Consider the following 20576-nt stretch of genomic DNA (forward strand, 5'->3'; position numbering starts at 1 on the left):
ACTGCAGATGCTACCTAGCGCAGCCTGATCCGTAGTTCATCGGCGGCGTCACGCAATGCGCCGAGCTGGCGTGCCACCTGCATCGGCGCGGTGCCTCCGCGGGCATCGCGGGAGTCGACCGAACCGGCAATGGTCAGCACCTCACGCACCTGCGCGGTGAGTCCGGGATGGATACCGGCGAGCTCGTCGTCGGCGAGTTCCTCGAGCCCGATCCCGCGCGCCTCGGCCGCCTGCACAGCCGCGCCGGCCGCCTCGTGCGCAACCCGGAACGGAATACCCTGGCGCACCATCCATTCGGCGATATCGGTGGCCAGCGTGTAGCCCTGTGGCGCCAATTCCGCCATCCGATCGGTGTCGAAGGTGAGTGTGCCGACCAGCCCGGCCATCGCGGGCAGCAGCATCCGCAGCTGCGCCACCGAGTCGAAGACGGGTTCCTTGTCCTCCTGCAGATCCCGGTTGTAGGCCAGCGGCTGCGCCTTCAGCGTCGCGAGCAGGCCGGCCAGGTTCCCGATCAGCCGGCCGGACTTGCCGCGTGCGAGCTCGGCGATATCCGGGTTCTTCTTCTGCGGCATGATCGAACTGCCCGTCGACCAGGCGTCGTGCAGCTTGACGTAGCCGAATTCGGTGGTGCTCCACAGGATGATGTCCTCGGCCAGCCGAGACAGGTCGACCGCGATCATCGCGAACACGAAGGCCGCTTCGGCCGCGAAATCTCGTGCGGCGGTGGCATCGATCGAGTTCTCGGCGGCCGAATGGAAGCCCAGTTCCTCGGCGATGGCATCCGGATCCAGCCCCAGCGAGGAGCCTGCCAGCGCACCGGAACCATACGGCGACACCGCGGTTCGCTTGTCCAGGTCGACCAACCGGTCCGCGTCGCGCAGCAGCGGATGGGCATGGGCCAACAGGTGGTGAGCCAGCAGCACCGGCTGCGCGGACTGCAGGTGGGTCTTGCCCGGCATGATCGCCGTCGGGTGCGCAGCGGCCTGGGTGCTCAAGGCGGCCGCCACGTCGAGCACGCCGGCACCGACGGCTTTGATGGCGTCGCGCAACCACATCCGGAACAGCGTGGCCACCTGGTCGTTGCGGGACCGGCCCGCACGCAGCCGCCCGCCCAGCTCCGGTCCGACCCGGTCGATGAGACCGCGTTCCAGCGCGCCGTGCACGTCCTCGTCGGTGGGCAGCGGCCCGAAGCTGCCGTCGGCGACGTCGTCGCCCAGGCTGTCCAGTCCCGCGAGCAACCCGTCACGCTGCTCCTCGGTGAGCAGACCGGCGCGGTGCAGCACCCGGGCGTGCGCCTTGGAGGCCGTCACGTCGTAGGGCGCCAGCACCCAGTCGAAGTGCGTCGACTTGCTCAGTGCGGCAAGGGCTTCCGAGGGTCCGTCGGCGAACCGGCCGCCCCACAGGGACCCTTCGTTGGTGCTCACAACCCGAGGTCGCGCTTGGCCGAGATCTTGCTGGACAGTCCGTGTACGTGCACGAAACCCTTGGCCGAGGACTGGTCGAAGCTGTCGCCCTCGTCGTAGGTGGCCAGGTTGAAGTCGTACAGCGAGGTCGGGCTGCGCCGGCCGTTGACCGCGATGTGCCCGCCGTGCAGCACCAGCCGGATCTCGCCGGTCACGTGCTCCTGGGTGTGCGCCACGAAGGACTCCAGCGCGCGCTTGAGCGGCGAGTACCAGAGGCCGTCATAGACCAGCTCGCCCCACTTCTGGTCGGTGCCACGCTTGTAGCGGCCGAGTTCGCGTTCCAGGGTGACGTGCTCGAGTTCGGTGTGCGCGGTGATCAGCACCATGGCGCCGGGCGCCTCGTAGATCTCGCGGCTCTTGATACCGACGAGGCGGTCCTCGACGACGTCTAGCCGGCCGACACCCTGGGCACCGGCACGCCGGTTGAGCTCCTCGATGGCCTGCAGCACCGTGACGGGCCGGCCGTCGATGGAGGTCGGCACACCCTTCTCGAAGCCGACGATGACCTCATCGGGGGTGCTCCAGTTGAGGGTGGGGTCTTCGGTGTAGTCGTAGACGTCCTTGGTGGGCGCGTTCCAGAGGTGCTCCAGGAAGCCGGTTTCCACCGCGCGGCCCCAGACGTTCTGGTCGATCGAGAACGGCGACCGCTTGGTGACGTTGATCGGGATGGCGTTCTCCTCGGCGAAGGCGATGGCTTTCTCCCGGGTCCACGCGTAGTCACGCACCGGGGCCAGCACCTTCAGTTCGGGCGCCAGCGACGCGAACCCGACCTCGAAGCGGACCTGATCGTTGCCCTTGCCGGTGCAGCCGTGCGCCACGGTGCCGCCCTTGTGCTCACGGGCGGCGGCCACCAGATGCTTGACGATCAGCGGCCGGCTGATCGCCGACACCAGCGGGTAGCGGTCCATGTAGAGCGCGTTCGACTGGATGGTCGGCAGGCAGTACTCGTCGGCGAACTCGTCGCGTGCGTCGACCACGACGGCTTCGACGGCGCCGCAATCCAGAGCTCGCTGCCGGACGACCTCCATGTCTTCACCACCCTGGCCGAGGTCGATGGCCACGGCCACCACCTCACGCCCGGTCTCCTTGCCGATCCAGCTGATCGCGACCGAGGTGTCCAGACCGCCGGAATACGCCAGGATGACGCGCTCGGACATGCAAAATCTCCCTTGTGTAGAACTGCTTCACTTCAAGTTTTCGAACATGATCGCGAGCTCGGCACCGGTCATCGGCTCACGCGCCATCACGAAGATGGTGTCATCACCGGCGATGGTGCCGACAACCTGGGGCAACGATGCCCGATCGATGGCGCTCGCCAGATAGTGCGCCGCCCCCGGCGGTGTGCGCAGCACGGCGATGTTCGCGCTGGCATCGGTGGACACCAGCAGCTCACCGAGCAGCTTGGTCACCCGTTCGGTGCCGCCGGACACACCGCGCACCGGGCTGCCGTCCTCGGGGACGACGTAGACGCCGACGCCACCGTCGGCGCCGCGCAGTTTCACCGCGCCGAGCTCCTCCAGGTCCCGCGACAGCGTGGCCTGGGTGACCTCGATGCCCTCACTCGCGAGCATCGCGGCCAGCTCACCCTGACTGCTCACCGCGTTCGCGGAGAGCAGGGTGATGATGCGGGCCTGACGGCCGACCCGGGTGGGTGAACTCACGAGTTCTCCAGCAACCAGACCAGTAGCGCTTTCTGCGCGTGCAGCCGGTTCTCGGCCTCGTCGAACACCGCGCTCTGCGGGCCGTCGATCACCTCGTCGGTGATCTCGTGCCCGCGATGCGCCGGAAGGCAGTGCAGCACAACTGCTTCCGGATCTGCCAGGCTCAGCAGCTCGGCGTTGAGCTGGAACGGGCGGAACGGGCGCACCCGGTCCAGACCGTCGTTTTCCTGCCCCATCGAGGTCCAGGTGTCGGTGACCAGCACGTCGACGCCCTCGGCGGCGGCTCTGGCGTCGTGCGCGAGTGTGACCGTCGCCCCGGTTTCGGCGGCGCGGCGTCGGGCGGCATCGACGAACTGCGGGTGTGGTTCGAAACCGGCGGGTGCGGCGATGGTGACGTCGATCCCGGCGGTCACCCCACCCAGCATCAGCGAGTGCGCCATGTTGTTGGCGCCGTCACCGAAGTAGGTCAGCTTCAGCCCTTTCAGACCCGATATTCCCCCCTTGCGCTCGGCGAGGGTCTGCAGATCGGCCAGCACCTGGCACGGGTGGAACTCGTCGGAGAGCGCGTTGACGATGGGCACCGTCGACCCGGATCCCATGGCGGTCAACCGTTCCTGAGCGAAGGTGCGCCAGACGATGGCGTCGACGTAGCGCGACAGTACGGCCCCGGTGTCCTCGAGGGTCTCCTCGCGGCCCAGCTGGGTGCTGCGCCCGTCGACGACGACGGCGTGCCCGCCGAGTTGGGCGATCCCCATCTCGAAGGAGAACCGGGTGCGCGTCGAGTTCTTCTCGAAGATCACCGCGACACCCCGCGGGCCCTCCAGGGGCCGGCGGCTGAACGGCGCCGTCTTCAGGGCGGCGGCCAGCGCCAGTACCTCGGCCTGCTCATCGGGTGTCAGGTCGTCGTCGCGCAGAAAGTGCCTGGGCGCCCTCTTTGTCGTGGTCATAGCGCTCCCTTGTCGAGCACCGCGGGCAGCGCGGTGAGGAATTCGTCGATCTGGGTGTCGGTGATGATCAGCGGCGGGGCCAGCCTGATCACGTCTGCCGCGGCGGCGTTGACCAGGAACCCGGCCTCCCGCGCGGCGGCCTCGACGGCTTTGGCCTTCTCGGCGGTCAGCACGATGCCCTGCAGCAGGCCCTTGCCCCGGACGTGGCTGACCAGCGGATGGTGCAGTTCCTCGACGCCGTGGCTGATCGTCTTGCCCAGCACACCGGCCTTCGCGACGAGATCCTCGCCGGCCAGTGTCGTGAGCACGGCCAGCGCGGCCGCCGTACACACCGGGTTACCCCCGAAGGTGCTGCCGTGCAGGCCCGGGGTGAGCAGATCGGCGGTGGCACCGACGGCCAGACAGGCCCCGATCGGCAGACCGCCACCCAAACCCTTGGCCAGGGTGACGATATCGGGGGTGATGCCGTCGTGCTGGTGGGCATAGAAGGCTCCGGTGCGCCCCACGCCGGTCTGCACCTCGTCGAGGACCAGCAGCGCGCCGTGCGCCGCGGTGATCTCGCGCGCCCTGGCCAGGTAGCCCGGCGGGGGCACGACGACGCCGCCCTCCCCCATGATCGGCTCCAGGAAGACCGCGGCGGTCTCATCGGTGACGGCGGCTTGGAGGGCCTCGGCGTTGCCGTAGGGCACGAAGGTCACCTCACCGGGCAGCGGCTCGAAGGGTGCCCGTTTGGCCGGCTGGCCGGTCAATGCCAGCGATCCCATCGTGCGGCCGTGGAATCCACCTTCGGCGGCAACGATTTTCGTGCGCCCGGTGAGCCGGCTGATCTTGAACGCGACCTCGTTGGCCTCGGTGCCGGAGTTGCAGAAGAAGGCCCGCGCGGGATGGCCGAGGTGATCGACGAGCTTTTCGGCCAGGGCGATACCCGGTTCGGTGGCATACAGATTCGAGGTGTGACCGAGGGTGTTGAGCTGGGTGGTGACGGCCTCGATGACGGCAGGGTGACGGTGCCCGAGCAGGTTGACGGCGATACCGCCGAGCAGATCCAGGTAGCGCTTGCCGTCGGTGTCGGTGACCACCGCACCGTCACCGGTGGCCAGGGCCAGCGGCGGGGTACCGTAGTTGTTCATCATCACGGCTTCCCACCGTGTCTGCAGACTCATGAGGTGGGCACCACTTTCGTTCCGGTCCCTTCATCGGTGAAAAGTTCGACCAGCACACAGTGTTCGACGCGGCCGTCGATGACGTGAGCACTCGGGACCCCGCCGTCGACCGCGCGCAGGCAGGCCTCGATCTTGGGGACCATGCCGGATTCCAGCTTCGGCAGCAGCTCGATCAGTGCGGCACTGTCGATCTCGCTGACCAGCGACGTGCGGTCCGGCCAGTCGGTGTAGAGCCCCTCGACATCGGTGAGCATCAGCAGCTTCTCGGCGCCGAGCGCTTCGGCCAGAGCGGCGGCGGCGGTATCGGCGTTGATGTTGTGCACCACCCCGTCGACGTCCGGGGCGATGGTGGAGACCACCGGGATACGGCCCGCGGCAATGAGATCCAGCAGTGACCCGGCGTTGACGTGCTCGACGTCGCCGACCAGGCCGATATCGGTGGCCACTCCGTCGACGGTGACGCTGCGCCGCACCGCGGTGAACAGCTGCGCATCCTCACCGGTGACGCCGACTGCGTACGGGCCGTGCGCGTTGATCAGCCCGACCAGCTCCCGGCCGACCTGGCCGAACAGCACCATCCGCGCCACGTCGAGCACCTCGGGCGTGGTGACACGGAAGCCGCCCTTGAAATCGCCTGCGATGCCGAGCTTCTTGAGCATCGCGCTGATCTGCGGGCCGCCCCCATGCACGACGACGGGCCGGATACCGCAGTTGCGCAGGAACACCATGTCTTCGGCGAAGGCGGCCTTCAGCGTGTCATCGGTCATGGCGTTTCCGCCGTACTTGACCACCACGATCTTGCCGTGCAGTTGCTTGAGCCACGGTAGTGCCCCGGCCAGGACCGCCGCCTTGGTGGTGGTGGGTGTCATGAGCTGTACGCCGAGTTCTCTTCGACGTACGCGTGCGACAGATCGGTGGTCCTGACGGACGCGGTCGCGTCGCCGGCGAACAGCTCGATCAGCACCTCGATCTCGGCGCCGGACAGGTCGACCTCGCGGGCGCCAGGAGCGCCGGTACCGTCGACGCACACCGGTGAGCCGTTGAACGACACGCTGATTCGCTGTGGGTCCAGCGCCACCGGAGCGATCCCGACGGCGGCCAGCACGCGGCCCCAGTTGGGGTCGGAGCCGAACAGCGCGGTCTTGACCAGGCTGTCGCGGGCCACCGCCCGGGCGGCGATGAGCGCCTCGTCCTCGGTGGCGGCGCCGGCGACGGTGATGGAGATCCGCTTGGTGACACCCTCGGCATCGGCCTGCAGCTGCGCGCAGAGGTCATCGCAGACGGCCAGCACCGCCGCGTCCAGCTCCTCCTGGGTGGGTGTGACCTCGCTGGCACCGGAGGCCAGCAGCAGCACGGTGTCATTGGTCGAGCAGCTGCCGTCGATGTCGAGGCGGTCGAAGGTACGACCGGTGGCCCGCCGCAGTGCGGTGTCCAGCGCGGCGGAATCGGCGACGGCGTCGGTGGTGAGGACCACCAGCATGGTGGCCAGCGAGGGCGCGAGCATTCCGGCGCCCTTGGCCATCCCGCCGACCGTCCAGCTGTCGGCGTGCAGCGCAACCTGTTTGGGCACGGTGTCGGTGGTCATGATGGCCCGGGCGGCTTCTTCTCCGCCGGTCAGCCCGCCGGCCATCTCGTGCACGATCTCGGTGACCCCGGCCAGCACCTTGTCCATGGGCAGCCGGTCGCCGATCAGCCCGGTGGAGCAGACCGCGACCTCGATGGCGCCGGTCTCGGTGCCCCAGTCGCTCAGCGCCGCGGCGAGCGCCTCGGCGGTGGCGTGGGCGTCCTGGAAGCCCAGCGGTCCGGTGCAGGCGTTGGCGCCACCGGAGTTCAGGATGACCGCCCGCAAACGGCCGGTGGTCAGCACCTGCTGCGACCACAGCACGGGGGCGGCCTTGATCTGGTTGCGGGTGAACACACCCGCGGCGTGGTGGTCGGGGCCCTCGTTGAACACCAGCGCCAGGTCCAGGTTCCCGGATGCCTTGATACCGGCCCGGATCCCGGTGGCGCGGAAACCGGCGGGCGCGGTCACGCCCTGAGTCCGAACGAGCTTCGGGGTCGGATGGTCCGCTTCGCTCCTGCCCTCCGGAACTACTTCCCGGGTCGCTTCGCTCCTGCCCTCCGGAACTACTTCCCGGGTCGCTTCGCTCCTGCCCTCCGAGATCACGGCGCCACTCCCACGGTCGACAGTCCTTCGGTTTCGGGCCAGCCCAGGGCCAGGTTCATCGACTGCACCGCAGCACCGCCGGTGCCCTTCGTCAGATTGTCGATGGCACAGATCGCGACCAGCACACCGGCCTCCTCGTCGACGGCCACCGCCACCTGTGCGGCATTGCTCCCGATGACCGATCCGGTCTTGGGCAATTGACCTTCGGGCAGCAGGTGAATGAACGGCTCTGCGGCGTAGGCCTTCTCGTAGGCGGCGCGGATTTCGCCTTCGGAGGCCGAAGTCGGCGCCGTGCAGGTGGCCAGGATGCCCCGAGAGGTGGGGATGAGCACCGGCGTGAACGAGACGGTCACCTTCTTGTCGGTGAGCTTGCGCAGCCCCTGCGCGATCTCCGGGGTGTGCCGGTGCCTGCCCGCGATGTTGTACGCCCGAGCCGATCCGATGACCTCGGCGCCCAGCAGATCGACCTTGGCCGACTTACCCGCGCCGGAGGTGCCGCTGACGGCGACCACGGTCACGTTCGGTTCCACCAGATCGGCGGCGACGGCGGGCAGCAGGGCCAGCAGCGCAGAGGTCGGGTAGCAGCCGGGTACCGCGATGCGGGTGGCACCCGTGAGGGCCTCCCGACCGCCGGGCAACTCGGGCAGTCCGTAGGGCCAGGTACCGGCGTGCGCGCTGCCGTAGAACTTTTCCCAGTCGGCGGCGTCGGTCAACCGGAAGTCGGCGCCGCAGTCGATGATGACGGTGTCACCGAGTTGCGCGGCGAGTTCCGCGGAATGCCCGTGCGGCAGACCGAGGAAGACGACGTCATGGCCTTCCAGCAGGGCGGCGTCGGTGGGCTGCAGGATCCGGTCGGCCAGCGGCAGCAGGTGTGGGTGATGCTCGCCGAGGCTGCTGCCCGCGCTGGCGGCGGCGGTGAGTGCCCCGATGGTCAGGCGCCCGTCCGCGTAGGCCGGGTGGCCGAGCAGTAGGCGCAGGATCTCTCCGCCGGCATACCCACTGGCACCGGCGACGGCTACGGAGGTCATACACCCAATCCTTGCATTGTTATGCAGCCAAGTGCAAACCCATTAGGCGGCCGATCTCAGGCGCGCTGAACCGCTCCCACCCGTTCGGCGGCGGCGGCCACCGCGGCCTCGCGAGAAGCGCTCGCCTCGTCCTCGGTCAGCGTCCGGTCGGCGGCCCGGAACCGCAGGGCCAGGGTCAGCGACTTGCGCCCGTCCCCGATCTGCGGGCCGGTGTACACGTCGAACAACCGCACATCCTCCAGTAGCTCACCGGCGCCGTCGCGCACCGCCTCGACCACCGCGGCGGCGGCGACGTCCTCGGCAACGACGAGGCTGATGTCCTGGAACACCGCCGGGAACGGCGAGACCGCGGGCGCGGGCAGGCGTTCGGTGATCGGGATGGCGTCGAGGTTCAGTTCCACCGCGCAGGTGCCGGCGGGCAGACCCGCCCGTTCGATGACGGCGGGATGCAACTGTCCGGCGTAGCCGATCGTCAGGTCGCCGATGAGGACCTCGGCGCACCGACCCGGATGCCACGGCAGTTCCTGCGCGGCGCGCAGGGTGAACTCCACCCCGGCCGCGCGCCCGATCACCTGGACGGCCTCGAAGGCATCGGCGGCCTGCACCGGCCGGCCCGCGCCCCACGGCCCGGCGGGTTCGCGCAGACCGGTCAGGACCACTGCGACATGCTCGGGCTGACTCGGCAGCGAGCCGTCCAGTCCGGCGATCTCCTCGGCGGTGGGACGGCGGTCGGTCGGGATACGCTCCACCGCCCGGGTGTCCGAAGTCTTGAGCGCCACATGCGAGATGGCAAACAGCGCAGTATCGACCGCGCCGCGAGAAACATTGCGCAACAACGACTCCAACAGCCCCGGCAGCAGGGTGCTGGCCAGATGCGGCCGGTCGGCCTCCAGCGGGTTGAGCACCGTGACCACGGAGCGACGCGGGTCATCGGCGGGCAGCCCCCAAGTGTCGAACACACCGGCCGGCAGGAACGGAGTCGGGAGCACCTCGACATAGCCGTTGAGCGCCAACGACTTCCCGAGTGCGCGACGACGTTTCTGCACCGGTGTCAGTCCACGCCCCGGAGGCGCCAGCGGCAGCACCGAGGGAATGGCGTCCAGGCCCTCAAGCCGCAGCACCTCTTCGACCAGATCGGCAGGTTCGCGAAGATCGGTGCGCCAACTCGGTGGCACAGCGGTGATCTGGTGGTGATCACCTTCGGAGTCCTCGGTCACCTCGGCGCCGATCTGGGCGAGCCGTCGCGCCGCGACACCGGCCGGGTAGGTCACGCCCGCCACCCGGTCCGGCAGATCCACCGGCATGCTGACCGCCGCGGGCGACCAGTTCTCACGCGGCGGGTCACCCCGCCAGTCGGTGAGCGTGGGATCGACGGTGCCACCGGCGATCTCGGCGAGCAGCGTGGCACAGCGGTCCAGGGCGGCCACCGAGATCGCCGGGTCGACCGTGCGTTCATAGCGGCGTCCGGCCTCACTGGCCAGCCGCAGCCTGCGCTGGGTGCGCGACACCGCGGCCGGATCCCACACCGCGGCCTCCAACAGCACGTCGGTGGTGGTGTCGCGCACCTCGGTGGTGCCGGCACCCATCACACCGCCGATCGCCGCCGTCGCGACATCGTCGACGATCAGCACATCGCCGTCGTTGAGGGTGCGGGTGACATCGTCGAGTGTGGTGACCTTCTCCCCCGCCTCGGCGAACCGCACGGTGAACGCACCGGTGATCAGCGACCGGTCGTGCGCGTGCATGGGGTGACCGAGCTCGAGCATCACGTAGTTGGTGACATCGACAGCCGGTGAGATGGCGCGGATACCGGACAGCAGCAGTCGACGCTGCAGCCACCACGGCGATACCGCGGACGGATCGATACCGCTCACCGGACGCAGCCCGAAGCGCTGCACACCGGTGCCGGGCTGCACGGTCAGCGGCCAGGCCTCGCCCTCGGCGGGCAACGGCGCCACATCGGCCGGGTCGACGAATTCCAGGTCGGTGGCACAGGCGATCTCACGCGCCATCCCGCGCATCGACAGGCAGTAGCCACGGTCCGGGGTGATCGCCAGATGGAACACCACATCGTCGAGACCCACCACATCGATGGCCGAGGCACCCGGTTCGGCGGTACCCGGCGGCAGCACCAGGATCCCGGAGTGGTCGCCACCGAGGTTGAGTTCGGATGCCGAGCAGATCATCCCGTCGGAGGTCCGCCCGTAGGTCTTGCGCTTGGCGATCGTGAAATCACCGGGCAGGACGGTGCCCGGTAAGGCGACCACCACCAGATCTCCGACGGCGAAGTTGGTGGCACCGCAGACGATATCGCGGGCCTCGGATTCGCCGACGTCGACCTTGCAGGCCCGGATGGGCTTCTTGAACTCGGTGAGTTCCTCGATCTCGGCGACCCGGCCGACGGTCAGCGGACCGGTGACCGGTCCGACCGGGATGATCTCTTCGACCTCGTGGCCGATGCGGATGAAGATCTGCTCGAGGTCGGAGACCGACATGTCCCAGCCCGGCGTGCCGGCCCGGACGGTGTCCCGCAGCCAGCTGTAGGGAACGCGCATCAGGCACCCACCCCGAACGGCAGGGAGAACCGCACGTCACCCTCGACCATGTCCCGCATGTCGGGAATGCCATTGCGGAACTGCAGGGTGCGCTCCAGGCCCATCCCGAACGCGAAGCCCGAGTACAGGTGAGGATCGATTCCGCAGGCGCGCAGCACATTCGGATTGACCATGCCGCAACCGCCCCACTCGACCCAGCCGGGTCCACCCTTCTTGTTCTCGAACCACACGTCCACCTCGGCGGACGGCTCGGTGAACGGGAAGAAGTGCGGCCGGAACCGGGTGCGGCCCGCGGGCCCGAATTCGGCGCGGGCCAAGGCATCCAGCGTGCCGCGCAGGTTGGCCATCGTCAGCCCCTTGTCCACGGCGAGGCCTTCCACCTGGTGGAAGACCGGCGTGTGGGTGGCGTCGAGTTCATCGGTGCGGAAGGTGCGGCCCAGCGAGATGATGTACACCGGCAGTTCACGTTCCAGCAGCGCCCGGATCTGCACGGGTGAGGTGTGGGTGCGCAGCACCTGTCGCGAGCCGTCCGGCGCGATCTGAAAGGTGTCCTGTTCACTGCGCGCCGGGTGATCCGGCGGAAAGTTGAGTGCATCGAAGTTGAACTGCTCCGTCTCGACCTCGGGTCCCTCGGCCAGCTCCCAGCCCATCGCGACGAAGGTGTCGGCGATGCGCTCGGTCAGCAGGGTGATGGGATGGCGGGCACCGATCGGCTGCCGGGACGACGGCAGCGTCACGTCGATGCGCTCGGCCACCAGCACCGCCGCGTCGCGTTCGACGCGCAGCGCCGCCAGCCGCTCGTCATAGGCCTGCTGGGCCTCGGTGCGGGCGACGTTGACCCGCTTGCCGGCATCGGCACGCTCGGTCTTGGGCAGCGATCCCAGCGCCTGACGCGCCAACGCGATCGGGGATCGATCACCGAGATGTTCGGTCTTGGCCCGGGCCAGCGCATCCAGGTCGGCGGCCGCTTCGAAGGCCTGCCGGGCCGCGCTCACCGCGTTGATCAGGCCTTCTTCTGAGAGCTCCGCCACCCGGCGATCATAGGTGATGCCCGGATGAGAGCGACGTCACGCACCCTCGGCGTCTTCGTCGAACCGCTCGGCGCCCCCGGCCTGCGGAATCGGCTTGACCCAGTACATCTGCAGGTCCTCGGGCACCCCGCTGGGCTTGGCCGCGAACAGTTGCCTGCGCACCTTCTTCACCGTCACCCCGAGCGCCGCCAGGTCGCCGTTCTCGGTGATGCGTTCCAGCGTCGGGTGCGAGATGACCAGGCCACCCCTGGTGGCGCGTTCCATCACCCGGGCGGCGATGTTGACGTCGACGCCGAGCCAGTCCGAACCGATCCGCTGGGGATGGCCGGTGTGGATGCCGGCCCGCATGCGCGGGGTGTACCCGTCCACCTCGACGTTGCTGACCGCCTCCAGGGCAACCAGCACCGCGCGGACCGCGGTCTCGGGATCCCGGAACACCGCCATGGCGCCGTCGCCCATCCGTTTGACGATATGGCCGCCCTCGGCCAGCAGCGGAGGTTCCATCACCTGCGCGACACGCCGCAGCAGCCGCAGGGTGGCGTCGTCACCGGCGTCCAACGACCAGGCGGAGAAACCCACCAGATCGGTGAACACCAATGTCATCTCCCGGTTGGCGGGCCGGCCCGAGACACGTTCGGTCAATGCCTGCCAGACCTGCAGCGCGCCGAGGCTGACCTCGCGGGAGACGGCCTCGCGCTCGAGGAGTCGATCCGCGGCCCGGGCCGCGGCGCGCGGGCCGCCCTCACCGGCGGCCGACAGCGGGTCCCCGAATTCCGGGTCCCCGGGCAGGGCCCGCCGCGCACGCCGGATCATGGCGATGACGTTGGCGTTGTGATTTGTGGCGGAGAGCCATCCCAGCGGTCCCGGTTGACGGTACGGCGCCTCGGAGTGCTCGATCTCGCCGGTGCGTGCGGATCGTTCCTCGAACGATTCGACATCCACAACGCAACCCTAGGCGGCTGTTCTGACACCGGCAACGACGCCCGCCCTAGACGTTGCTCACACCACGGCGTCGTCGGCCGGCCGACGGTGGGTCAGCGAGCCGACTCATCGGCGACCGCCGCCGCCGCTTCGTCGATGATCGCGCGCATCGCCTGTTCGGCCAGCTTCTCCTCGCCCATCCTGATGGCGCGGGCCACCTCGTCATGGAGAGCGATCGCCGCGAGGTTGGGCCGCTCGGGCATCATCCCGTGATGGGTCCGGCCGGTGAGCAGTTCGGCGACGACGCCATTGAGCGCCCGGAACATCTCGTTGCCGCTGGCCTCCAACAGCGCTTGGTGAAACATCTTGTCCGCCAGCAGGTACGCGTCCAGGTCGCCCGATCGCCCGTGCACGACCATGTCGGATACCGCAGCCGCCATGATCCGGCACTGATGCGGGGTGGCCCGGCGGGCAGCCAATGCGGCCGCCGCGGGTTCGAATCCGACGCGCAGCTCCGACAGGGAGGCCAGCTGGGCGGCGCGGTCGCCGACATCGAGCCGCCAGCGGATCACCTCCGGGTCGAAGACGTTCCATTTCTCCGCGGGTTGGACGGTGATCCCGACCCGACGCCGCGATTCGACCAGCCCCATCGACTCCAGCACCCGAATCACCTCACGGGCAACGCTGCGCGACATCTCGTGCTCGGCGCTCACACCGTCGAGTGTGAGTACCCGACCGGGCGGGTACTGCCCCGACACGATGGCCGTTCCCAGTGCAGCCAGCAGGCTGCCGTGGAGAGCGCCGGCCCTCGGACGATCGCGCATAAACAGATGATGTCAGACGCATGCTGCCGGCGAAAGTGATCCATTCCCGAAGAATTTCTTGCAATCGTATGACGATTGAGACAAGATGTGTGACGTCACACACAGAAGAGGCGGAGGGGCATGGCAACACCGATCGTGGTGATGGGGGTTTCGGGGTCGGGCAAGTCCACCGTCGGCGCGGCGCTGGCCCAGCGGCTGCGGGTGCCGTTTGCCGATGCCGATGACTTCCATCCCCCCGCGAACATCGCAAAGATGTCGGCCGGTCACCCGCTCGACGACGATGACCGCCGGCCCTGGCTGGACTCGATCGGTGAATGGTTGGCATCGCACGGCGATGGCGGCGTGATGAGCTGCTCGGCGTTGAAACGCAGCTATCGCGACCAGCTTCGCCGGCATTGCGCCGTGATCGACTTCCTGCACCTGGAGGGATCACTGGAGACCATCGGCAGGCGGCAGGCCAGCCGGCCCGGGCACTTCATGCCCGCCGCTCTGCTCGCGTCCCAGTTCGAGACGCTCGAACCGCTCGAATCCGATGAGCACGGTGTCGCCATCGGCGTCGACCAGAGCATCGACTCGATCATCGAAAGTTACGTCACCACAACCACAGCACGCTCGACCGAGGAGGACCGATGACCAGGGGCCCGGAAATCGCAGGGAATGGAGGATCTCGTGGAGGCAATTGATCCGGCATACGGAACCACCACGCTGCTGCTGATCGCGGCCGGGGCGGTCGCGCTGTTGCTGTTCCTCATCATCAAGGTCAAGCTGCATGCCTTCGTCGCGCTGGTGCTGGTGAGTGCGCTGACGGCACTGGCGGCCGGGATCCCGGTGGCCGATGTCCCCAGCGCCCTGTCCTTCGGTTTCTCCAACACGCTCGGCTCGGTGGCCCTGCTGGTCGGTTTCGGCGTCATGATCGGCCGGCTCCTGGAAATCACCGGCGGTGCACAGGTACTCGCCGACACGCTGATCGGCCGGTTCGGCGAGAAACGGGCGCCGTTGGCGCTCGGCGTGGCCGCGCTGCTCTTCGGCTTCCCCATCTTCTTCGACGCCGGACTGGTCGTCTTCCTCCCGATCATCATGACGGTGGCACGTCGCTTCGGCGGCTCGATGCTGCTCTACGCGTTCCCGGCGGCCGGGGCGTTCGCGGCCATGCACGCGTTGGTTCCACCGCATCCGGGGCCGGTGGCGGCCGCGGAGTTGCTCGGCGCCAACATCGGACTCACCTTGATCGTCGGTGCGCCGGTCGCCGTCGCATCCTGGTACGTGGGCGCCTACCTGGTGTCCCAGGCGATCGGGCGGCGAGTACACGTCGACATCCCCGCCTCGCTGTTCGGCGAGATCAACGGCGGACGCGATATCGCCGCCGACACCGAAGACGGCGCCCCGTCGACCGCTGGGACCACAGGCACGGCCACCCGCACCGTGCCCAGCTTCGCCACCGTGCTGGGGATCTTGTTGCTGCCCTTCGTGTTGATCTCGTTCAACACCGTGGTCAACACCTTGATGACCGCCGGTGTCATCGAGGAGGGCGCCACCTGGGCCGAATACCTCAAGCTGCTCGGCACCACCTCGATCGCGCTGCTGATCACCGTGATCGTGGCGACCCTGGTGCTGGGGCTGCGGGGCCGCTCGATGGCCGATGTCAGCGACATCTTGGACAACGCGCTCGGTCCGATCTGCGCGATCATCCTCATCACGGGCGCGGGCGGCATGTTCGGTGGTGTGCTCCGGTTGAGCGGTATCGGCGACGCCCTGAGCAGTTCTCTGTCGAATCTCGGCATCTCGCTCATCCTGCAGGCGTTCCTCATCTCCACCCTGCTACGCGTCGCGCAGGGCTCGGCGACCGTCGCGTTGACGACGACGGCCGGCCTGCTCAGCGCCGCCGTCGCCGCGGCCGACCTCAGCAGTCTCCAGCTCACCGCACTGGTGATGGCGATCGCCGCCGGGGCAACGGTGCTGTCCCACGTCAACGACTCGGGGTTCTGGTTGGTCAGCCGGTTCTTCGGCATGGATGTCAAGACGACGCTCAAGACCTGGACGGTCATGGAGACGACCCTCGGCCTCAGCGCCTTCGCGATCAGCCTGGGGTTGTGGGCGATCGCGTGAGGGGGATCCCGCACCGCAGATCGCGAGCGCGTGGAGGCTCGGTAGCCAACGCATAACGGCGGCCCGCCACACCGCGAGGGCGTATAGACAACGTGCGTTGTCAAGCATATGGTCGGCAGATCCGTAGTTTTCAAGGCTCGACGAGGACGCCATGACTGCTGCACCGCAAGATTCCACGCCGTCGATCGAGCACGCGGCAATCCCTCTCGGTCCCGATTCACTGACCTGGAAGTACTTCGGCGACCTCCGCACCGGACTGTTGGGCGTCTGGATCGGCTCGATCCAGAACATGTATCCCGAGCTCGGTGCGGGCGTCGAGGACCACTCGATCCTGCTGCGCGAGCCGCTGCAGCGGGTGGCGAGGTCCGTGTACCCGATCATGGGGGTGGTCTACGACGGCGACCGTGCCGCCGAGACCGGCGCCCAGATCAAGGGGTTCCATCACGACATCAAGGGGGTCGACGGGCAGGGCCGCCGCTACCACGCGCTCAATCCCGCAACCTTCTACTGGGCGCACGCCACCTTTTTCATGCTGATCATCAAGACCGCCGACTATTTCTGTGGCGGCCTGACCGAGGCCGAGAAGCATCAGCTGTTCGATGAGCACGTGCAGTGGTACCGGATGTACGGCATGAGCATGCGCCCGGTCCCGGAGAGCTGGGAGGACTTCCTGGTCTATTGGGACCACAAGTGCCGCGAGGAGTTGGAGATCAACCGCGCCACCCTGGACATCTTCACCATCCGCATCCCTAAGCCGTGGTTCGTGCTGATGCCGACGGGTGTGTGGGACCAGCTGTTCAGGCCGATGGTCGGCGCGCAGCGCTGGGTCGCGGCCGGAGTGTTCGACGCTCCGGTGCGGGAGAAGGCCGGGATGCACTGGACACCCGGCGACGAGATTCTGCTACGGCTGTTCGGGAAGGCCGTCGAGCTGGCGTTCACCGTGGTACCCGACGAGATCCGACTGCACCCGCGGGCGATCTCGGCCTATCGCCGTGCCGCCGGGAGCATTCCCGAGGACGCGCCGTTGGTGGAGGCGCCCGGGTTCATGGCCCCGCCCGCGGACCGTAAGGGCATGGCGATGCACTACCAGCCGAAGCAGCAACCGTCCAGGCCGAAGTCGCTGCTGGACCGCGCGGGCTCGCTGGTCCACACCACCTTCTCGCTGGCGGGTCTGTCCCGGCCGGCAGCCAAACGAAAGGTCGCTTGACACGATGCTGGAATGGTCTGACGTCGACATCGCCGTGCGCGACGCGGTGCGCGAGTTCGTCGACAAGGAGATCCGGCCGCATATCGACGCGCTGGAAAGCGGCGATATGGAGCCCTACCCCATCGTCCGCAAGCTGTTCAGCGCGTTCGGTATCGATGTGATGGCCCGAGAGGCGTTGGAGCGCAGGCTGTCCCGGCTGCGCGATGGCGGTGATGCCGGTGCGGGTAAATCGTCGGGCGGCATGTTCGGGGGCGGACCCGACCAGGCCGGGATGGGTTTCGTGCTGATCAGCGAGCTGTGCCGGGTGTCCATGGGCCTGGTCACCGGGATGGGTGTCAGTCTGGGCCTGACGGTGCCGACCATCCAGAGCCGCGGCACCCTCGCCCAGCAGGAACGCTGGCTGCCCGGCCTGGTGACCTACGAGAAGATCGGCGCCTGGGCCATCACCGAACCGGATTCCGGTTCGGATGCGTTCGGCGGCATGAAGTCCTATGTGACCCGTGACGGCGACGAGTATGTGCTCAACGGGCAGAAGACCTTCATCACCAACGGACCCGACGCCGACGTCGTGGTCGTCTACGCCAAGCTCGACGAACGCGCCGGCGGGCAAGAGCGAAGCGACCGGGGGAATGAACCTGTCGACAGACGCGACCGCAAGGTGCTGACCTTCGTCCTGGACCGCGGCATGGACGGCTTCGTCCAGTCGAAACCGTTCCACAAGATGGGCATTCACAGCTCACGCACCGGCGAGCTGTTCTTCAACAACGTCCGGCTGGGCCGTGACCGCCTGCTCGGCGAGACCGAGAACAACGCCTCCGGCGACGGCCGGGACAGCGCCCGGTCCAGCTTCTCCGCCGAACGGATCGGCGTGGCCGCGATGTCTCTCGGCGTCATCGAGGAATGCCTGCGGCTGTCGGTGGACTACGCCAAGAACCGGGTGTTGTGGGGCAAGGAAATCGGCCAGTTCCAGTTGATCCAGCTCAAGCTGGCCACCATGGAGGTGGCCCGGATGAACGTGCGCAACATGCTGTTCCGGGTCATCGAATCCGCGCAGACCGGCTCACCGATCTCGCTGGCCGAGGCCTCGGCGATCAAATGGTACTGCTCGCAGGCGGCCACCGATGTGGCGATGGAGGCCGTGCAACTCTTCGGCGGCAACGGCTACATGACCGAGTACCGGGTCGAGCAGCTCGCCCGTGACGCCAAATCGCTGATGATCTACGCCGGAAGCAACGAGGTGCAGATCACGCACGTGGCGCGGGGGCTACTGAGCTGACAGCGCCTGCGCGCTCTCATAGAGGCAGATGGCGGCCGCCGCAGCCACATTGAGGCTCTCGGCACTGCCGCGCATGGGGATGGTCACCTGCGCGTCGGCGGCCGCGGCGACCGCGGGTGCCAGGCCGTGCGCCTCCGAACCCAGCAGCCAGGCCGTGGGCAGGCTCAGATCGACCGAAGGCAGCGGAGTCTCGCCCTCCAGGGTGGTGGCCAGCACCTGCAGACCCGCACTCCGCAGTGCGGCAATGAGTTCGGGCGTATCCGGGACCTGGACCACAGGCAGCCCGAAGATGCTGCCCGCCGAGGCCCGCAGGCATTTCGCGTTGTAGGGGTCGACGCTGTCACCGGTGAGGATCAGCGCATCGGCGCCCATGGCGTCGGCGAGCCGGATCAGCGTGCCCGCGTTGCCGGGATCGGAGGTCTCGACCGCGACGGCCACCAGCCGCGGCGCCGCCAGCACCTCGGACAGGGCGACCTCGGGGATCTCGCACACCGCGATCAACCCGACCGGAGTCACGGTGTCCGACAAGGCCTTTGCCGCCCGTTCGGTCACCTCGTGCACCGGGGCGCCGGCGAGCAGATCCGCGAACCGGGCGTGCGCGTCCTCGGTGGCGAAGACCTCCTCGACGAGACCACGCCGCAGCGCTGCCTCGACCAGGTTGGGACCTTCGGCGAGGAAGCGTGCGGCGTGGCGACGTCCGCCGGGACGCTGCAGCTTGATCGCTGCAGCTACCCGATTGGACTTCTCGGTGAGGGGTGTCAGGCGGCTTCGCCCGACGGCGCGTTGACATCCTCGGGCAGGGCCGCCTTGGCAACCTCGACCAGAGCGGTGAACGCGGCCGGATCGCTGATCGCGATCTCCGACAGGTTCTTACGGTCCACCTCGACGCCGGCCAGCTTGAGGCCCTGGATCAGGCGGTTGTAGGTGACGCCGTTGGCGCGGGCCGCAGCATTGATCCGGGAGATCCACAGCTTGCGGAAATCGCCCTTGCGGGCCTTGCGGTCCCGGTAGGCGTAGGTCAAGGAGTGCAGCTGCTGCTCTTTGGCCTTGCGGTAGAGGCGTGACCGCTGGCCGCGGTAGCCCTTGGAAGCCTTGAGTACTGTGCGCCGCTTCTTTTGAGCGTTGACTGCGCGCTTCACGCGTGCCATGAGGGTGTTCCTATTCTTGCGGGGAAAGTCTGGAGGGAGGAAGCGGCTTTTCGGCCGTTCGACCGATTTAGCCGTTCAGCATCTTCTTGACGCGGGCGGTGTCGTTGGCGGCAACGGTGACGCGGCCGTCCAGGCGACGGGTGTGCTTGCTCGCCTTGTGCTCGAAGAAGGTGGCGCTTGCCGGCCTTCTGCCGGACGACCTTGCCGCTTCCGGTGACGCGGAAGCGCTTGGATGCGCCGCTGTGGGTCTTTGCCTTGGGCATGTGTCCTCAGTTCTTGTGGTGGATCAGTTCTGCGTGGGCTCGGTGGGCTGACTCGGTTCGGCCGGTGCAGCAGGTGCCGCCGGTGCCGCCGCCTCGCCGCCGGAACGCGGCGTCGGGGCATCGGCATCGTGCGCCGCCTTGGCGCGGGTCTTCGCGCCACGGTGCGGTGCCAGCACCATCGTCATGTTGCGGCCGTCCTGCTTGGCGGAGGTCTCGACGAAGCCGTAGTCAGCCACGTCGGCGCCGAGACGCTGCAGCAGTCGGTAGCCCAGTTCGGGCCGGGACTGCTCGCGACCGCGGAACATGATGGTGACCTTGACCTTCGACCCGGCTTCCAGGAAGCGGACCACATGGCCCTTCTTCGTCTGGTAGTCGTGGTCGTCGATCTTCGGCCGAAGCTTCTGTTCCTTGACGACGGTCTGCTGCTGGTTCTTGCGAGACTCGCGCTCCTTGAGTGCCGTCTCGTACTTGAACTTGCCGTAGTCCATGATCTTGCACACCGGTGGTTTGGCGTCTGGGGCTACTTCGACAAGGTCGAGATCGGCGTCGACGGCGACGCGGAGAGCATCTTCGATGCGGACAATGCCTACCTGCTCACCATTCGGTCCGATCAGGCGGACTTCTGGTACGCGGATGCGCTCGTTGATGCGGGTCTCAGTGCTGATGGGGCCTCCTACGTTGTCTGCTCGTGCCACGACCGCTTGGAGCGCCGGGCCAGCAGGGAGAGACCACACCACCAGCATTCCGCTCCGGAGAGCAGAAAGGCCCTGCATACAGCAGGGCCCGATGCCGACCGATCACGGCTTACGCCGTCTG

19 protein-coding genes and 1 pseudogene are annotated in these 20576 nt (G+C 68.1%); 4 read left to right on the forward strand and 16 right to left on the reverse strand.

All coding sequences use genetic code 11. The features are described from left to right. Positions 1 to 14: 14 nt before the first annotated feature. The 12 genes from argH to C6A86_RS16615 form a co-directional block, all read right to left on the reverse strand. Positions 15 to 1424 carry an argininosuccinate lyase gene (gene argH, locus C6A86_RS16560; RefSeq protein ID WP_311100789.1) on the reverse strand — a complete coding sequence of 470 codons (1410 nt, stop codon included), beginning with the start codon at positions 1422 to 1424 and terminating at the stop codon, positions 15 to 17. After that, positions 1421 to 2620, reverse strand: coding sequence for an argininosuccinate synthase (locus C6A86_RS16565; protein ID WP_105362715.1), 1200 nt, complete (start codon positions 2618 to 2620; stop codon positions 1421 to 1423). The genes argH and C6A86_RS16565 overlap by 4 nt, the downstream gene beginning before the upstream one ends. Before the next feature lie 27 nt (positions 2621 to 2647). After that, a complete protein-coding gene (locus C6A86_RS16570) occupies positions 2648 to 3142 on the reverse strand; it encodes an arginine repressor (RefSeq protein ID WP_199196136.1) in 495 nt (164 codons plus the stop codon). Beyond that, on the reverse strand, positions 3121 to 4071 hold the full coding sequence (gene argF, locus C6A86_RS16575) for an ornithine carbamoyltransferase (RefSeq protein WP_105362717.1): 951 nt from the start codon (positions 4069 to 4071) through the stop codon (positions 3121 to 3123). The genes C6A86_RS16570 and argF overlap by 22 nt, the downstream gene beginning before the upstream one ends. Beyond that, on the reverse strand, positions 4068 to 5234 hold the full coding sequence (locus tag C6A86_RS16580; protein WP_105362718.1) for an acetylornithine transaminase: 1167 nt from the start codon (positions 5232 to 5234) through the stop codon (positions 4068 to 4070). Before C6A86_RS16580 ends, argF begins: the two co-directional genes overlap by 4 nt. After that, on the reverse strand, positions 5231 to 6103 hold the full coding sequence (argB, locus tag C6A86_RS16585; protein WP_105362719.1) for an acetylglutamate kinase: 873 nt from the start codon (positions 6101 to 6103) through the stop codon (positions 5231 to 5233). Before argB ends, C6A86_RS16580 begins: the two co-directional genes overlap by 4 nt. After that, complete coding sequence (gene argJ, locus C6A86_RS16590; protein WP_105362720.1) at positions 6100 to 7266, reverse strand: bifunctional glutamate N-acetyltransferase/amino-acid acetyltransferase ArgJ; 1167 nt, start codon at positions 7264 to 7266, stop codon at positions 6100 to 6102. The genes argB and argJ overlap by 4 nt, the downstream gene beginning before the upstream one ends. A 131-nt stretch (positions 7267 to 7397) precedes the next feature. Beyond that, a complete protein-coding gene (argC, locus tag C6A86_RS16595; RefSeq protein WP_105362721.1) occupies positions 7398 to 8429 on the reverse strand; it encodes an N-acetyl-gamma-glutamyl-phosphate reductase in 1032 nt (343 codons plus the stop codon). 56 nt (positions 8430 to 8485) lie between these two features. Next, positions 8486 to 10984, reverse strand: coding sequence for a phenylalanine--tRNA ligase subunit beta (gene pheT / locus C6A86_RS16600; protein ID WP_105362722.1), 2499 nt, complete (start codon positions 10982 to 10984; stop codon positions 8486 to 8488). After that, positions 10984 to 12015 carry a phenylalanine--tRNA ligase subunit alpha gene (gene pheS, locus C6A86_RS16605; protein WP_199196135.1) on the reverse strand — a complete coding sequence of 344 codons (1032 nt, stop codon included), beginning with the start codon at positions 12013 to 12015 and terminating at the stop codon, positions 10984 to 10986. Before pheS ends, pheT begins: the two co-directional genes overlap by 1 nt. 36 nt (positions 12016 to 12051) lie before the next feature. Beyond that, positions 12052 to 12957, reverse strand: a complete 906-nt coding sequence (locus C6A86_RS16610; protein ID WP_396833737.1) for an adenylate/guanylate cyclase domain-containing protein — start codon at positions 12955 to 12957, stop codon at positions 12052 to 12054. A gap of 92 nt (positions 12958 to 13049) precedes the next feature. Then, the gene (locus C6A86_RS16615; RefSeq protein WP_105362724.1) at positions 13050 to 13760 is read right to left on the reverse strand and encodes a FadR/GntR family transcriptional regulator; all 711 of its coding nucleotides are present in this window, start codon (positions 13758 to 13760) and stop codon (positions 13050 to 13052) included. Positions 13761 to 13880: 120 nt separating this feature from the next. Between C6A86_RS16615 and C6A86_RS16620 the strand changes: the two genes are divergently transcribed. From C6A86_RS16620 to C6A86_RS16635, 4 genes are all read left to right on the forward strand, one after another. Then, positions 13881 to 14393: a gluconokinase gene (locus C6A86_RS16620; protein ID WP_105362725.1), complete on the forward strand. Its 513-nt coding sequence runs from the start codon at positions 13881 to 13883 to the stop codon at positions 14391 to 14393. Between the two features lie 36 nt (positions 14394 to 14429). Continuing rightward, positions 14430 to 15866 carry a GntP family permease gene (locus tag C6A86_RS16625; RefSeq protein WP_105362727.1) on the forward strand — a complete coding sequence of 479 codons (1437 nt, stop codon included), beginning with the start codon at positions 14430 to 14432 and terminating at the stop codon, positions 15864 to 15866. A 151-nt stretch (positions 15867 to 16017) separates the two neighbouring features. Then, on the forward strand, positions 16018 to 17073 hold the full coding sequence (locus C6A86_RS16630) for an oxygenase MpaB family protein (protein ID WP_311100792.1): 1056 nt from the start codon (positions 16018 to 16020) through the stop codon (positions 17071 to 17073). Between the two features lie 4 nt (positions 17074 to 17077). After that, positions 17078 to 18349, forward strand: coding sequence for an acyl-CoA dehydrogenase family protein (locus tag C6A86_RS16635; RefSeq protein ID WP_105363837.1), 1272 nt, complete (start codon positions 17078 to 17080; stop codon positions 18347 to 18349). Here the strand turns inward: C6A86_RS16635 and C6A86_RS16640 are convergent. The 4 genes and pseudogenes from C6A86_RS16640 to infC form a co-directional block, all read right to left on the reverse strand. Further along, complete coding sequence (locus tag C6A86_RS16640) at positions 18338 to 19111, reverse strand: RNA methyltransferase (RefSeq protein WP_105363836.1); 774 nt, start codon at positions 19109 to 19111, stop codon at positions 18338 to 18340. The genes C6A86_RS16635 and C6A86_RS16640 overlap by 12 nt on opposite strands. Continuing rightward, positions 19108 to 19497: a 50S ribosomal protein L20 gene (rplT, locus tag C6A86_RS16645; protein WP_057167998.1), complete on the reverse strand. Its 390-nt coding sequence runs from the start codon at positions 19495 to 19497 to the stop codon at positions 19108 to 19110. Before rplT ends, C6A86_RS16640 begins: the two co-directional genes overlap by 4 nt. Before the next feature lie 67 nt (positions 19498 to 19564). Beyond that, a pseudogene (gene rpmI, locus C6A86_RS16650) lies at positions 19565 to 19760 on the reverse strand (50S ribosomal protein L35). A gap of 23 nt (positions 19761 to 19783) precedes the next feature. Beyond that, positions 19784 to 20425: a translation initiation factor IF-3 gene (gene infC, locus C6A86_RS16655; RefSeq protein ID WP_233213042.1), complete on the reverse strand. Its 642-nt coding sequence runs from the start codon at positions 20423 to 20425 to the stop codon at positions 19784 to 19786. Positions 20426 to 20576: the final 151 nt, after the last annotated feature.

The organism is Mycobacterium sp. ITM-2016-00316, assembly GCF_002968335.2.
GTDB lineage: Bacteria > Actinomycetota > Actinomycetes > Mycobacteriales > Mycobacteriaceae > Mycobacterium.